The sequence below is a fragment of the Thiomicrorhabdus sediminis genome, assembly GCF_005885815.1.
GTDB lineage: Bacteria > Pseudomonadota > Gammaproteobacteria > Thiomicrospirales > Thiomicrospiraceae > Thiomicrorhabdus > Thiomicrorhabdus sediminis.
Genome location: NZ_CP040602.1, coordinates 1,694,529 through 1,710,208 on the forward strand (window position 1 = coordinate 1,694,529; position 15,680 = coordinate 1,710,208).

Annotated in this window: 11 protein-coding genes; 7 read left to right on the top strand and 4 right to left on the bottom strand. The window is 46.1% G+C overall.

All coding sequences use genetic code 11. The annotated features are described in order from the left end of the window. Window positions 1-42: 42 nt before the first annotated feature. The 3 genes from FE785_RS07735 to FE785_RS07745 are packed head-to-tail and all read left to right on the top strand — an operon-like array spanning window position 43 to window position 3,230. A complete protein-coding gene (locus tag FE785_RS07735) occupies window positions 43-825 on the top strand; it encodes a substrate-binding periplasmic protein (protein WP_138565205.1) in 783 nt (260 codons plus the stop codon). Between the two features lie 30 nt (window positions 826-855). After that, window positions 856-2,571, top strand: a complete 1,716-nt coding sequence (locus tag FE785_RS07740; protein ID WP_138565206.1) for a GGDEF domain-containing protein — start codon at window positions 856-858, stop codon at window positions 2,569-2,571. Further along, window positions 2,568-3,230, top strand: a complete 663-nt coding sequence (locus FE785_RS07745; protein ID WP_138565207.1) for a putative bifunctional diguanylate cyclase/phosphodiesterase — start codon at window positions 2,568-2,570, stop codon at window positions 3,228-3,230. Before FE785_RS07740 ends, FE785_RS07745 begins: the two co-directional genes overlap by 4 nt. A 35-nt stretch (window positions 3,231-3,265) precedes the next feature. Here FE785_RS07745 and FE785_RS07750 read toward each other — a convergent pair whose 3' ends face one another. From FE785_RS07750 to mog, 3 genes are all read right to left on the bottom strand, one after another. Further along, window positions 3,266-4,261, bottom strand: coding sequence for a carbonic anhydrase (locus tag FE785_RS07750; RefSeq protein ID WP_138565208.1), 996 nt, complete (start codon window positions 4,259-4,261; stop codon window positions 3,266-3,268). Window positions 4,262-4,439: 178 nt separating this feature from the next. Further along, window positions 4,440-5,369, bottom strand: coding sequence for a 50S ribosomal protein L3 N(5)-glutamine methyltransferase (prmB, locus tag FE785_RS07755; RefSeq protein WP_138565209.1), 930 nt, complete (start codon window positions 5,367-5,369; stop codon window positions 4,440-4,442). Between the two features lie 54 nt (window positions 5,370-5,423). Further along, window positions 5,424-5,978: a molybdopterin adenylyltransferase gene (gene mog / locus FE785_RS07760; protein ID WP_138565210.1), complete on the bottom strand. Its 555-nt coding sequence runs from the start codon at window positions 5,976-5,978 to the stop codon at window positions 5,424-5,426. A gap of 136 nt (window positions 5,979-6,114) precedes the next feature. Between mog and lon the strand changes: the two genes are divergently transcribed. Both lon and FE785_RS07770 read left to right on the top strand, forming a co-directional pair. Further along, entirely contained in the window at window positions 6,115-8,802 is a 2,688-nt protein-coding gene (gene lon / locus FE785_RS07765; RefSeq protein ID WP_238696240.1) for an endopeptidase La, read from the top strand. Window positions 8,803-9,074: 272 nt separating this feature from the next. Then, a complete protein-coding gene (locus FE785_RS07770) occupies window positions 9,075-11,657 on the top strand; it encodes a HAMP domain-containing methyl-accepting chemotaxis protein (RefSeq protein ID WP_138565211.1) in 2,583 nt (860 codons plus the stop codon). A gap of 18 nt (window positions 11,658-11,675) precedes the next feature. On the opposite strand, the gene FE785_RS07775 is transcribed toward FE785_RS07770, so the two are convergent. Further along, window positions 11,676-12,383 (bottom strand): arylesterase, encoded by a 708-nt coding sequence (locus FE785_RS07775; RefSeq protein WP_238696241.1) that lies wholly within the window; start codon window positions 12,381-12,383, stop codon window positions 11,676-11,678. On the opposite strand from FE785_RS07775, the gene FE785_RS07780 reads away from it, so the two are divergent. Next, window positions 12,360-13,031 carry an ABC transporter ATP-binding protein gene (locus tag FE785_RS07780; RefSeq protein ID WP_138565212.1) on the top strand — a complete coding sequence of 224 codons (672 nt, stop codon included), beginning with the start codon at window positions 12,360-12,362 and terminating at the stop codon, window positions 13,029-13,031. The two genes, FE785_RS07775 and FE785_RS07780, sit on opposite strands and share 24 nt — an antisense overlap. Beyond that, the gene (locus FE785_RS07785) at window positions 13,024-15,519 is read left to right on the top strand and encodes an ABC transporter permease (protein WP_138565213.1); all 2,496 of its coding nucleotides are present in this window, start codon (window positions 13,024-13,026) and stop codon (window positions 15,517-15,519) included. The genes FE785_RS07780 and FE785_RS07785 overlap by 8 nt, the downstream gene beginning before the upstream one ends. Window positions 15,520-15,680 lie beyond the last annotated feature (161 nt).

Consider the following 15,680-nt stretch of genomic DNA (forward strand, 5'->3'; position numbering starts at 1 on the left):
GGGGCTTAAAACTATTTTCTTATGGATTGAGGACAACAAATTATGCCAACACGCATCGTATTTTATTGTTTGACAAGCCTTCTTTTTCTAGGCTTCAGCAATCAAGCTTTTGCTCAGACACTAGCCAAAGACGAAAATAGCCAGCCAATGCAAAACAAAACGGTAACCCTTTATATCTCTTCAGGATTTACCGCACCCATTTCAGATTACTACCAACGCATTCTTCAAGAAATTGACCGTCGCATGCCGCATATCAATATCGAATTTGAGGTACTTACCGCGGAAAGGTCCATCGACCTTGTCAATCGAGGCATCAACGATGGCGAATGTTGCCGAATTCCAGAGGTGGTAACCAAAAGCTATCAAAACCTAATCTCGGTAGAGGAGAGCTTTTTTGAGGCTACCTTTGCCGCATTCAGTAAAAAACCGGGATTGAAAATCAATAACTTCGAGGACTTAAAACCCTACTCTGTTGCCACCGTTGTGGGTTGGAAAATTCTGGTTAATAACTTAAACCGCGTCAATCCACGTGAAAAATATATCCTATCGTCTCCCGAGCAATTGATGAAAATGCTCAAAAAAGGCCGTATTGAAGTTGCACTACTTGGTTATGAAAGCGGCATCAAAGCGTTACAAGATGTCGGACTACCGAATGCTCATGCCTATCTCACACCGCCACTGGCCGTAAAAAAACTGTCGCTGATTCTGCACAAGAAGAACCAGGCTTATAGCAAACCGCTTGCAGAGACCATTAAAGCGATGAAAGCGGATGGAACTGTTGCTAAAATCTATTACCAAGTATTCAAAGTCGAACCGACATTTTAATTTTTAGGCCGCCAGCAGGATTATCTTTCAGTGCAAAACAGCAGCAACCACAATATATCTAAACAGCTGATTATCTATTTACTGCTTTTTAGCTCCCTGATTACTTTGGTGCTGACGGCCATCCAGTTGAACTTGAATTATCGCTACGACCTGGGATTGATTGACCAACGCTTCGAGCAAATTCAGCTCACCAATGTGCAGTCGATCACCCAAAAAGCTTGGACGGTAAATGAAAAAGGCCTGACAGATGAACTGCAGTCAATTCTCAAGCTACCTGATATCACCTATATCGAGTTCATCCCAAATGAAAGCTCGCGCAAATTGATTAGCTTCGGTGAAAAGGCAGAGCACCGCATTAATCATAATGTGGACATTATCTATCACTACCGCAACCGCGATATCAAGCTGGGCAACTTGAATATTTCGGCAAGCTTGTCCAATGTGTATCATCGCCTGATTGATACCGCCTTAATCATTCTGGTCACCCAAGCGATCAAAACCTTTGCGGTATCATTTTTTATCTTCTTTCTGTTTCAGCACTTGCTGACACGTCATTTGAGCAGAATCGCAGAGTTTCTCGAAGATAAGAATCTCATTAATAAAGCCAATCTACTTAAACTCGACCGTAACGAGAACAAGTGGACTCACAATGATGAGCTCGGCACTCTGACCCAATCAATCAACCAAATGATTGTCAACAGCCGTGAAACTATTCATTCCCTTGCCTTGACCGAACAAAGATTATCTCAGGCACAGGTGCTATCCAACAGCGGCCACTGGGAATACTATATTGATAAAAAAGAGTTTCACCTCAATCCGCAAATCAACTCTTTGCTTAAGCTTAATGAAGACCTTGAATCGCTCAACCTCAATGAATTTCTGAGTTTAATTATCACGAAACACCAGAATCTCTTTATCAATCAGCTCGAACTTGCTGAAATCAGCGACAGTAGCGAGGCTTTTGAGCTTTGTTTAAACAACAAGGGATCTGACGAGAGCTTCTGCTTTTTTGTCGATATCAAATTAATGCAAAATCAGACCGACGGCTCCTGGTTACTCGGTAGCATGCAAGACATCAGCCACCTGATTGAACAACGCAATCGCCTCGACTTCATGGCCAATACCGATCCTTTGACCGGGTTGGCAAACCGTAACCGCTTCCATATCGAGCTAGAGAGTTGCCTGAATCGTTTACGCAATATGCCAAATAAATCGGCTTCGGTCATCATTATTGATATTGACCGCTTTAAAGAGGTAAACGATGCATTAGGTCATTATGCAGGTGATGAACTGCTTAAAATGCTGAGCACGCGTTTGCAACAAGCGGTATCAAACCATGACCGCATTGCCCGACTCGGTGGCGACGAATTTGCTTTTTTGATTTCTGGTGGCGAAGTCCATGCGATTGCATTTATCGATGAGCTGTTCAAACTGACCACACAGCCCTTTGAAGTAAATGGCCTGCAGATCAATGTCGGCCTCAGTGCTGGTGTCGCGATTACACCGGAACACAGCAATAACAGCCATGAACTGCTCAGACAAGCAGATATCGCCATGTACAATGCCAAGCAAAAACATAGCGGCTATGAAATATATTCTGACTATAACGATATCAACAGCGTCAGACGTCTAGAACTGATTACTCAGCTCAGCTCGGCTATCGAAGCTTCCCAGTTCGAACTCTATTATCAGCCGAAAATGACGCTTACCGGTCAGGGTACCAATTTAACGGTGTTGAAGCCTTGATTCGCTGGAATCATCCAACCTACGGGCTGATTCCGCCCGATGAATTTATCGGCTTTGCCGAAATGAGCAATACCATTACCCCTCTGACGCTCTGGGTACTGAATTCGGCAATTGAAACCCATGCACAGCTTACAGCGTATGTTCCTGACAGCGTAATGTCGATTAATGTGTCTTCGAGAAATCTCTATGACAGAGGCTTCCCGGAACAGGTGGCGCAGCTAATCAAGGACAAAAAAGCCAACCCGAAACACTTTATTCTGGAAATCACCGAAAGTGCCATTATGGAAGAACCGCAGCAAGCGGCACAGACCATTCAAGCGCTATCAGAAATGGGCTTTGATATTTCCATTGATGATTTCGGTACCGGCTACTCTTCGCTCGCTTACTTGAAGAACCTGGCCGTCAACGAACTGAAGATCGACCGCACCTTTGTCAGTGACATGACGAGTGACGATAATGATTATAAGATCGTTAAATCAACCATCGATCTGGCGCACAACTTAGGACTCAGCGTCACCGCTGAGGGGGTCGAGACAGAGGAAATCGAACAAATTCTTCTGCAATTGAATTGTGACATTACCCAAGGTTACTATTACAGCAAACCCTTACCGTTTGCGGAGCTTATCGACTGGATAAAAGCACAAAGCCCTAATAAATAGGGCTTTGAACTTAAATAGTTTTAACGCTGTATATGTCAGTAGTATTCATACATAGGTGGTTCTTGCAGTTGACTATTGTCCGCCCAAGACTTCAAAACATTTCGCGCATTGAGTGGCTGAACCGGCCGATGATTATCACCCATAATCTCATTCATCTGCTGTAACTGCTCCACCGAAGCTTCAATCGGGTGTTTAAAGACCATCCAATACACCCCTTCACTGCAAGGTGGCGTGGTCAAGGAACCGCTGTAATTATAATATTCGGTATTCGCCGGCATAAACATGACCGGATTTAAAACCACATTTTTGAAAATCTGCTGCTTATCGATCTGTTTAGGCTGATTATCCAACACGGTTTGCAACGTCTCATTGAAAGCCCCTTCACGGAAAATCACCGCCATCACCGCAAAATTTCCTTGCCCGTCTTTATGCACCATGTGCACTTCCATCGGATAATTGAAGCCTTCTTTCTGATGTTCGCTCGGCGTATGGAAATGAAACTGCATCAATTCATAACGGTGTTCACCTACCTTTATATAACTGCCTAATGGATAACCGACCTGAAGCGTGTGGCCATTATTGGTGACCCGGTAAGGCACATCCTGATAAGAAATCGACAGTTCCGGCAGATTGGTCGTTCCAACCCCTTTGGCATCATTAAGATTGATGGGAGACTGGTTTTTCCCTTCTTTACAGGTAGCGAATTGCGAAGACATTTCTCCCCAAAAATTCGGCCCGGTTTCACCTCGATAACTCCAATGCGGATTGTCTTTTTTCTCAACGGCGTGTTTATCTTCGCTGTCGGCTTCAGTGGCGCTTGATTTGGCTTCTACCTTTTCTTCCGGCTTAGGCGGTTTAGGCGTTGTTTTTTCTCGATCCTCATAAGTCACCTTAGGCACACCACCGGTTTTGGCTTTCATCTCGGCACCCAAATCCACCAATGGCGGTTCGTTCTTGGTTACCGCCAAAGCATTCGTTGCACAAATCGCCGACACCGTCAGTGCCAGGGTTTTCAAACACAAGTGTTTCATATAGGCTCCCACCTAAACTTAATGGACTTAATGAATTCAGAGACCAAACCTGACCCTAAACACCATTGATAATTCGATATACTCTAGGCTTAGCAATAAGCCTGCCAGAAAAAAATTAACAATATTTTGACATAAAAAAACCGCCTCGAGGGCGGCTTTCAATTGAATGCACTTTCAACTAGATAACCTGCTCGTCCAAAAACTCCTGAAACAACTCCAGTTCCGATTTTTGAATGGCGAATACACCTTCTCCGCCATTATCGAATGCAAACCAATAAAGTGGTAATTCAGCATAAATCTGTTCGACAAAATATTGCGACACACCGACTTCAACAATCAAAACACCGTCATCTTTCAGGTGGGCCGCGGCCTGAGCAAGAATCTTGCGTACCAAGTCCAACCCATCATCACCGGCGGCAAGCCCTAAACTGGGCTCCTGCTTGTATTCTTCCGGTAAGGCATCCATCTCGATCTGGTCGACATAAGGCGGATTGGAGACAATCAGATCATACTTTTTGCCGGCTAGGTTACTGAACAAGTCTGATTCGATCGTATTCGCGACCCCCTGCAATCCATAGTGTTCGATATTCTGCTGCGCGACCTGAAGCGCATCACCCGAGATATCGACCAGATCGACATTCGCATTCGGAAATGCCTGCAATGAAGCGATACCGATACAGCCGCTACCAGTACACATATCCAAGACATCGGTAACCTCATCGGCATCAACCCAAGGCTGAAAACGCTCGGCAATCAATTCCGCAATCGGTGAACGCGGCACCAAAGTCGATTCATTAACAATAAAACGTAGCCCGGCAAACCAGGCTTCACCGGTAATATAGGCCGAAGGTTTGCGCGTTTCAATACGAATCTGAAACAGCTCCTTGACCTTTTCACGCTCCTGTAAAGTCAAGCGAGCTTGCCAGTAATTATCTGGAATTTGTTGCGGTAGATTGAGGACATGAAACACCAATACCTTGGCATCATCAAACGCGTTATCGGTTCCGTGACCAAAATACAGCTCGGCTTTACTAAACAGGGTTCCGCCCCAGCGGACAAAATCAATAACCGTTTCCAAACCTTCATATTGGTAACTAAAATTGCTCATATATTTTTCTCACTGGCAAATATTGTCATGGTGCCTATGGGCGAAAATAGCCTATTATGCACTCGGTTTTTTAGCGTGTTTAGGACGAAAACCTTTGACGAATTCATCATTGGTTTGCAAATAAGCGCCTTCAATCAGATCAATGCAATAAGGCACCGCCGGAAAAACCGCTTCCAGACATTCGGCAATCGCCGAGGGCTTACCCGGCAAGTTGATGATCAAGCAACTGCCACGGGTGCCGGCAATCTGACGAGAAAGGATCGCTGTCGGCACATATTGCAAAGAGACCGCGCGCATTTGCTCGGCGAAACCATCAAGAATTTTATCGCAAACAGTTTCCGTCGCTTCCGGTGTCACATCGCGTTTTGCAGGACCGGTCCCCCCCGTGGTCAAAATCAGGCTGCAACCTTGATTGTCGACCATGTCTTTCAGAGTGCTTTCGATTAAAGCTTGTTCATCTTCAATCACGGTTGCAACCGCTGTCCACGGGTTGGCCAATGCCTTGCCAATCCACTCTTGCATAGCCGGACCGCCCAAATCTTCGTATTCTCCGCGGCTCGCTCGATCCGATACGGTGACAAAACCGATTTTTATTTCATTATTTTGCATCGTTCTCTCTTGAATCCATGAATTTAAGTCCACATATAATACCGTATTCTCAATACGATTAAGTTAAAACCGCTAGGCAGCAATGAATGCATAACGGTGAATCGTAAAAACAAGACAACAGACTGTAAACAAGACTATGACCGAGAAAAATCTGAACAACGACGCTGAAATGGAAAATAACGACACTTCAGCCTCCGCTGATAAAGAAAGCAATCATGCGGATGAGGTTGCTGCACAGCCACAAGAAAGTCATGCCGCTGAAAACGATGACATTGACGAGCAGAAAATTCAAATCGAGGTCAATGAAGCTTTGGCCAAAAAACTGATCGAAACCGCTCATGCGGTGCTCGAAGGTGAACATATTGCCAGTGACGATGGCGAAGAAGGTTTCTTTGGCCACCTGGCACGTGCCGACCAGAACCTGCCGAACGACATTTATCTGCTTCCGGTCAAGGAACGCCCTTTCTTTCCCGGACAGCAACTGCCTATTCTGTTAAACCGTGATAGCTGGGATGAGACCTATGAGGCAATCCGCAAATCAAACAGCCAATATATCGGTATTATTTTTGTCGAGACCGAAAATCACGACAAGGCCGAACCAAGCGACTTCACCTCAATGGGAACGCTGGTCAAAATCGAAGACCCGAAAGTAAAAGCCGATTACATTCAACTTATCGCCGAAGGCGTTTGTCGTTTTGAAATTGAACGCTGGGTGTCGGGTAATGCTCCTTACCGAGCTAGAGTCAGCTACCCTGCCGATATCAATGACGGTTCTACCGAAGAGTTCAAAGCCTACAGTCTGGCGTTAATGAATGCGTTTCGTGAATTACTGCCATTAAACCCGCTCTATAGTGAAGAACTGAAATACTTCCTTAACCGCTATAGCACCAGTGAACCGTCGAAATTAGCCGACTTTGCCGCGGCCTTGACCACTGCGGAAAATGCCAAATTGCAGGATGTGTTGGAAACACTGACTCTAAGTGAACGTATGGAAAAGGTACTGGCTTTGATCAAGCAAGAAATCGAAGTCACCAAGCTGCAATTCAATATCCGCGAGCGCGTCGAGGAGAACTTAAGCGATCATCAACGCGAGTTTTTCTTACGCCAGCAACTGAATGAGATCCAAAAAGAACTCGGTATGGTCAAAGATGACCAAACGCTGGATAGCGACCGTTTCCGTGAACGCATTGAAAAGCTCGAACTTTCCGAAGAGGCCAATAAAAAAGCCGAAGAGGAGCTTTCCAAACTTCAGATGCTTGATCCGCAATCACCTGAATACAATGTCGCCCGCAACTGGCTTGACTGGTTGACCCAACTACCTTGGGGCATTCACAGCCAAGACCTGCTTGATCTAAAACGGGCGAAAAAGGTTTTGGATAAAGGTCATGACGGCCTGGAAGACGTCAAAGACCGTATTCTCGAGTTTCTTGCTGTCGGCGCTTTGAAAGGTGAGGTCTCCGGTTCCATTATCTGCCTGGTGGGGCCACCGGGAGTAGGGAAAACCTCCATCGGTAAGTCGATTGCCGAATCTTTGGGGCGCAAGTTCTATCGTTTCTCGGTCGGAGGCATGCGTGATGAAGCCGAAATTAAAGGCCATCGCCGAACTTATATCGGTGCCATGCCAGGTAAGTTCATTCAAGCGCTTAAGGATTGTGAAACCGCCAACCCTGTGATTATGCTCGATGAAATCGATAAAATCGGTGCCTCTTATCAAGGTGACCCGGCCTCGGCGTTACTTGAGGTATTAGACCCGGAACAGAACAATGAGTTTATGGATCACTATATGGATATCCGTTTTGATCTATCCAACGCTCTGTTTGTCTGTACCGCAAATACCCTTGATAGCATTCCGGGGCCACTGTTGGATCGTATGGAAGTGATTCGTTTGTCGGGTTATATCACCGAAGAGAAAGTCGAAATCGCCAAACACCACCTATGGCCAAGCTTGCTTAAAGAAGCCGGCTTAAGCAAACAGCAGGTACAAATCACCACGCCTGCGATTCGCCATGTGATTGAGGGCTATGCACGTGAAGCCGGTGTGCGTAATTTGAAAAAACAACTTGCCAAACTGATTCGCAAATTGGCATTGAAGTTTGTCACCACCGACTTGGAGAGCTTTAAAATCCATGTCAACGAACTTGAGGAGATGCTCGGACAACCGCGCTTCCAGCCGGAGAAAATGCAGCAACAGATTGGAACCGTAACCGGTCTGGCGTGGACCTCAATGGGTGGTGCGACCTTGAGCATCGAAGCCAATCGAGTACACACCTTAAATCGGGGCTTTAAACTCTCCGGCCAACTCGGTGATGTGATGCAGGAATCTGCCGGTATCGCCTACAGTTTTATCGCCTCCAACCTGCAAAAATACAAGGCCGACCCGGAATTTTTCGATAAAGCTTTTGTCCATTTGCATGTACCGGACGGCGCTACCCCGAAAGACGGACCGAGTGCCGGCGTTACCATGGCGACGGCACTGCTGTCATTGGCTCGTGATGAAGCGATTAAAACCCCGCTTGCGATGACCGGTGAACTGAGTCTGAACGGTTTGGTTCTGCCTGTCGGCGGCATTCGTGAAAAGGTCATCGCCGCGCGTCGTTTGGGTATTAAAGAACTGATTCTGCCGGAGGATAATCGCAAGGACTATTTGGAACTGCCGGATTATTTGAAAGAGGATATGAACACTCACTTCGCCAAACATTTTGACGATGTCGCCCGCCTGACCTTCAATATTCGCAGTAAGTCACAGGCGCTAAAAACCTATTTGGCACATAAGGTCGAAAATGCCGCAGAAGATAATGCGAGCACAATTTCCACTCAGCATTAAAAATCGCACGCAACAACGCTGGTAATATCGGCACTGTTGCGCGCTCATGCCTCGCAAGCCTGTCGAATCACTCGAAAACCTGTCAAAAAACTGCAATATTGCCAATCAACAAAAGCAGTAAACCCCACCCAACCCTTTGTTTTACATTGATTTTAAAATATGAACCTGTTCGCTAAAACAATCCGCACTCTTCATGTAAACGTCACATTGCCTAAATATAATTATTTCCTGATATAAAACAGAATTAAGACCGCAATCATTCAGGAATCGTCATGCTTGGATTACACAACTTATCAGTAAAACAACGCCTTTGGGGTATGTTTGCCATTGTTATTTTCTTTTTGGCCATTATTGGCTTTTTGGCTTATCAAGCCCTTATGACCGTCGATAAAAGCGCCCAAAAACTCTATCACGAACAGCAACAGCACGCCACGGTACTGTCGGAATTCCAAAACCAGTTCCTGCTCACCCAACAAAGTATGAATCGCTACACCCTCACCGCCAGTGCAGAAGACGGCAAACGTTTCAACCAACAAATTGAGCTATTGAAAGCACTCAATGAAAAGGTCCTGCAAAAAGACACCGCAGAGAAAAATTCAGCAACACGAATCTCTGAATCCCCTACTGCAAAAGTAAACGCCCAACACGCCACACAAAACCAAGCCGAAGCTAATCAAGCAGATAGTGATGAAAACAAAAGGGTCAACCAGTTAGATAGCATTTTGATGAATATCAAAAAATCGGTTAACTCCTTGGTTTTTCTAAAAAACCAGATTGGCGAAACCATTATTTATGGCATTGAACCTGCGGCCAAAAACCTCAATCAACTATTGACCAAATTCGCGGCCGATGAAGACCTGGATACATCCACTCACGAGCTGTTGGCTGACCTGAAAAAACGCCTGCATATTTCCCAGCAAGCGATGGTAAAAATGGTTTCCAGTGCCGATATCCAATACAAAGAGCAGTTTGATCAACAAGGTCTTGGCGATTCCGCAGCGCCCATCTTTAGCAACTTGGAGGAAATATTTTCCGGCGATTTTTCCCGCCAGGATGCGTTTTCCGAACTGCAAGAGGCGCGTGATGGCTACCAGGAATCTTTTAACGATCTAAAGGACTATTTCGCCACCACCGTGCAGAATAACCAGACCATCAGTGAATTGACCACACAAGCCAATAAGATCGTACAAACCGCGATGCTTGCCAATCGAGCGGTCACCAGTGGTCTTATTCAAGAGTTGACTTCAACCAGTCAACAGATGCTACAACAGATGCCAATAATCTTATTAATCGCCTTATTGATTATCAGCCTGTTTACACCGGCTATATTGGCCTCGATTACTAATCCGCTCAATGATATGCGCCAGCAAATGCAGACAATGGCCGAAAGCGGACAGTTTAATCGATGGCATACTCCCAAAGGTCGCAATGAATTTAACGATATAGGACAAACCATTGGCAAGGTTCTGGATTCGGTACGCCAAATCACACAGGAGCTCAGCCAAGTCAGCCAAAACCTTGCAAAAGGCGAGCTTAACAGCCAAATTCAAGGAAGCTACGACGGGGATTTATTGACCTTGAAAAACAGCGTTAACGAGTCGGTCAGCCAGGTGCAAAACACGCTATTGCAAATCGATAATGCCGCATCGAAACTGGCGCAAGGCGAACTCAATCTGCAAATCGATTTTAGTCAGTTTAAGGGCGAATATGCCCATGTCATGCACAATCTGCAAAATGCGGTAGCGGTGCAAAACAGTACTATTCAATCGGTAATCGAAGTCATGAAAGCGATGAGCCAAGGAAAATTCGACAGCCGTATTGAGGCTGAATTGCCTGGCGATTTCCAACAGCTGAAACACTATCTGAATAATTCTTTGGCGGCCTTATCGCACTCGATCGAAGTGACCAACACCATCTTGAACCAGTATCAACAAGGTCACTTCGATTACCAATCTGAGGAAACCTTTAGCGGTAAGCTACACGACTTGAAACAGAGTATGGATCTAATGGCGGAGAATATCAGCCAGATGTTCAGTGACGTCCAGCGGTCCACCCTACAGGCGATTAACGGTATCAATGAAATCAGCAGCGGCAACCATAATTTGAGTCATCGAGTACAGAATCAGGCAGCACAAGTACAGAGTACTACTCAACAAATGGAACAGATGACGCAAACGCTAACCGCGTCTTTACAACAGACCCAACAAGTTGAAAAACTGAGTCAGCAGGTCAGTCAGAAAATCCATCAAGGCAGTACGGTAATCGACAATATGAATCAGGCGATGGAAGAGATTGCCCAGGCCAGCCAACGCATTGCCGACATTACCGATGTGATTGACAGCATCGCTTTCCAGACCAACTTATTGGCGTTAAACGCTGCGGTGGAAGCGGCTCGTGCCGGTGAAGCCGGACGTGGATTTGCCGTGGTCGCGGGCGAAGTCCGTGCCCTGGCCGGAAAATCGGCGGAAGCCGCCAAACAGATCAGAGATGTCTCCGAACTGAGTTTGACTAAGGTCAAAACTGGCTTAGAGCTAACCGCCGAGACCACCGAGACCTTCAAACATAACGAACAGGCGGTAGAAGATGTTGCCGCCAATATCAGTCAAATGCATGACCAACTGCAAGAGCAAGTCAATGGTGTACAACATATCAGCCAGACATTTATTGCAATTGACGATGCCACCCAGCAGAATGCCGCGCTGGTAGAAGAGATCTCGTCAACCTCAAGTTCGATTATGGAACAAATGGATTATCTACAAAGTGCAGTCGCGCAATTCAATGTATTACAGGTCCATAAACCTCGAGCCGTTTTTTCAGACAAGCATGAAGAACTGCTGTTTGAAAGCCAGCGTTAAATCTCCATCAATGGAACTTTAATCGGCTTTAAGCAATGGTTTGATAAGTTGGTAAATTCGATCGGCTATTATCGGCTGCGCTTGCCTATTCGGATGCAGAGCATCGTCTTGCATTAAATCGGGATCAAGCGCCGCATCTTCAATAAAAAACGGGTCAAATAACAGCTTATGTTGTTGTGCTAATTGTTGATAGATCAATTGCAAATACTGATCATAAGCGGGCCCATAATTGGTTGGCAAACGAATCCCCAGCAACACCACCTGACATTTTTCTTGCTGCTCTAGGCATTGATTAATCATGCTTTGCAGGTTTTGTTTGCTGGTACTCAAATCCTGACCGCGCAGCGCATCATTCGCCCCCAATTCCAAGACCAAAACCTCGGGTTGATATTGTTGCATTAAAGCGCCCAAACGCTGCTTGCCTCCCGAGGTGGTTTCTCCGCTAATACTGGCATTGACCACCGGGATATCGCCTAGACGCTCGGCCAATAAAGCCACCCAGCCCTGACTGACATCAATACCATAGGCCGCACTTAAACTATCCCCCATAACCAGCCAAGGTCTTGCTGAGGCTTGCTTATCCGCAAACATTGAAACAGTCTGCTTTGCACTGTTTTGCAGTTGTTCAGCGGCTTGGCTTAGACTAATATGAAACAATAATAGCAACGACAAAATAGCCAATAAACAAGGGCGTAAACGCTGATGATTGAATTGAAAGATGTGCACTACCAGATTCCTTCGGATAACGAGACTTTAGATATCATAAAATCCTGTAACTTGAGTGTCCAGCCTGAAGAAATCGTTGCTATTGTCGGCCGTTCAGGTTCGGGTAAATCCACCCTGCTATCGCTTATGGCCGGTTTGGAAACGCCTACACAGGGAGAAATTCATCTTCTCGGTGAAAACATCACCCATTATAGTGAAGACCAAAGAGCCATTTTGCGCGCCCAACAGGTCGGCTTTATTTTTCAGAACTTTCAGCTTATGCCGAGTATGAGCGCGCTGGAAAACATTCTGATGCCTTTAGAGTTGTTTCAGGTGGAAAACGCCCAACAAAAAGCCTGGCATGCATTGCAACGTGTCGGCCTGGAAAACCGAGCCAAACACCGCCCTGCTGAACTCTCGGGCGGAGAACAGCAACGTGTCGCGATTGCCCGCGCCTTTGTCACCGAACCAAAAATCCTGTTTGCCGATGAACCTACCGGAAACCTTGACGAACAGACCGCCCAGCAAATTCAGCAATTATTGTTTGACCTGAATCGCTCGCAAAAAACCACCTTGGTTGTGGTCACCCACGACAATGGCTTTGCCAAACTCTGTCAAAAAACCTATCGTTTGACCGACGGTCATCTGGAGATGCACACCTATGCTTAAACGCTATGCACAGGAGGCCTTAACCGCATCAAAATGGTTCTACCGCAGCCTGCTCAAGGGAGACTGGCTCTGGTTAATCATTGCCGTGGTGATTGCCAGTGCAACCGTCACCGTGGTCAAGCAACTTGGCGAAACCGTGCAACAAAGCATGCTGTTAAAAGCCGCCGAATCACTCGGAGCGGATCTGGTTTTGGAAAGCTCAAGGCCTATCGATGAAAAATGGCCGCAAAAAGCCCAACAACTGGGTTTGAAAAGCAATCAATCTATTTCGACTGTCACCATGGCAATGGTGGAGAACAATGTGCAATCGGCACCCAAGTTTCAACTGGTACGTATTAACGGTATTTCTCAAGTCTCGCCCTTGCGTGGCAACTATCAAATCAACCGAGCCTTACCCTATCGTACTCTCGACAATGGCTTGATCTGGGTAGAACCGAAACTGATTGATTTACTGCAACTTACTAGCGACAGCCAGGTCACTTTGGGCAATCAAAAATTCAGCCTTGGCGGCAGTGTGCAAAGCGCTTCGTTGGTAACCCCGTTTAACAGCTTGGCACCGAATATTTATATGACGCTGGAGAATCTGCAACAAATCGGTTTGCTTGGTGTCGGCAGTCGGGCCAAGTATCGTCTTAACATTGCCGGAGACAATGCCGCTCTTGGCGAGTTTGCCCAATTACTCGAACAAAATAAAAAACCGCACTGGGAAATATTTTCAGCCTCAGCTCCCTCCGAAGATTTAGGGCGTTCTTTAGATACCGCTTGGCTGTTTTTGGACTTATCGGCACTTTCAGCCGTGCTGGTGGCAGGGTTATCGATTCTCATTGCCAGTCGCTTTTACCTGACGCGATGGCAAAACTCTATGGCATTGATGCGAGCCTTCGGCGCAAACAATGGACAAATGTACCGCCTTTTCAGCTGGCAACTAAGCTGGATCGCCTTATTTAGCAGTCTAATCGGCATTATGCTTGGCTATCTTATCTCATTAGCACTAGAACCGATTTTAAGCGATTATTTCACCCCCTTGGCTGAGGTTAACCCTATGACCGCGTTAATCAGCGGCTTTATCAGTGGTTTTCTGGTGCTCTGGACGTTTGCTTGGCAAGCTTTTCAGCAAGCCTTGAAGGTTGCGCCGATTCAAATTCTCAAAGCGGTGCCGTCAAGCCCTCATGCGATTCACTGGTTTATCAGTTTCGCACTACTGCTATTACTTATCAGTCTGATGTTGAATAGCGATCTCATCCACTGGATTGTACTTGGCGTGATGTTTACCGGTATCGGTTTCTGGCTGGTAGCCAAGCTGTTAATCAAATGGATGCAATGGCTGCAGTTATCAAGCCGCGGTTGGTTCCGTATCGCGCTGTCAAATCTCAATAAACAGCCCGGACTGGTCACTATCCAATTGATTTCGGTCGGCATGGTACTGTTTGTCTTGATGTTAATGACCTTTGTCCGTCAGGATCTGTTACAGAACTGGCAAGCGAGCCTGCCGCAAAATACACCCAATGCCTTTGTCATCAATATCCAGCCGGAACAAAAGGCTCAAGTGGATACAATTCTGAGCTCGGTTGCCGATAAAACCGAGGCACCAATGGTGCGTGCCCGCCTAATCAAGAAAAACCAGACAATATTGCAAGCCGATCAGATGCCGAGCGATCGCGCCCAACGACTATTACAGCGTGAAGCCAATATAGCCGTTCTCGAGGATATTCCAAGCCATAATGAAATCACTGCGCAAATTGATCGCAGCCAACTGCAATACCCGGGAGTCTCGGTGGAACAGGAGATCGCCGAATTATTCGATATCAAGCTCGGTGATATCCTCTACTTTAATATTTCCGGGCAACGGCTTGCTTATCAGGTCTGGTCATTCCGCCAAGTAACCTGGCAGAGTTTTCAGCTCAATTTCTTCTTTATTATCGAACCGGTTGCCGAACGCTTGTTACCCATCTCCTATCTGAGCAATTTTCATCTGTCAGACGCAGATACCAAAGTCTCAGCCACCACTTTGACTCAACAGCTGGCCGTACAAACCCCAGGAGTACTGTTGATTGATGTGCGTCAGGTGATGAAGCAGATTCAAGATATTATGGAACAGGCCAGCTGGGCGGTAAGCGGCCTGTATGGTTTTACTTTGCTGGCAAGTATTGCGGTGCTGTTTACAGCCACCTTGGCTTCACAGCAGTCTCGCCTGCAAACTTGGCTTTTGTTAAGAACGCTTGGCGCACAAAATCACATCATTATTAAAATCGGTTTGAGTGAGTTTGCTTTTCTAGGTGCTCTGACCGGCGTATTTGCGGCCACCTTTGCGCAAATCGCCAGTTTATTGATCAGTCAATTCCTGCTTAAAACCACGCCAACACTTGATCCATTATTGTGGTTATACAGTGTCTTATTTGGTGCTCTGCTGCTGTTGCTGATAGGCTTGATTACGCAGTGGAACTACCTGCATAAAAACCCGGTTAAGCTGAAACGCTTAATGCACTAAAGTCCGATTCGGCGAAACAGCTCCTTCTCTAACTTCATCCTTGACTCAATTTCTCAATTTATGCTGAAAGCCTTTAATTTAAAGGCTTTCAGAGACTAATCCCTGTTCATTTTCATGAGGGTTCTACCATAAAATAATTTAATAGGGATAGTAAGTGATTG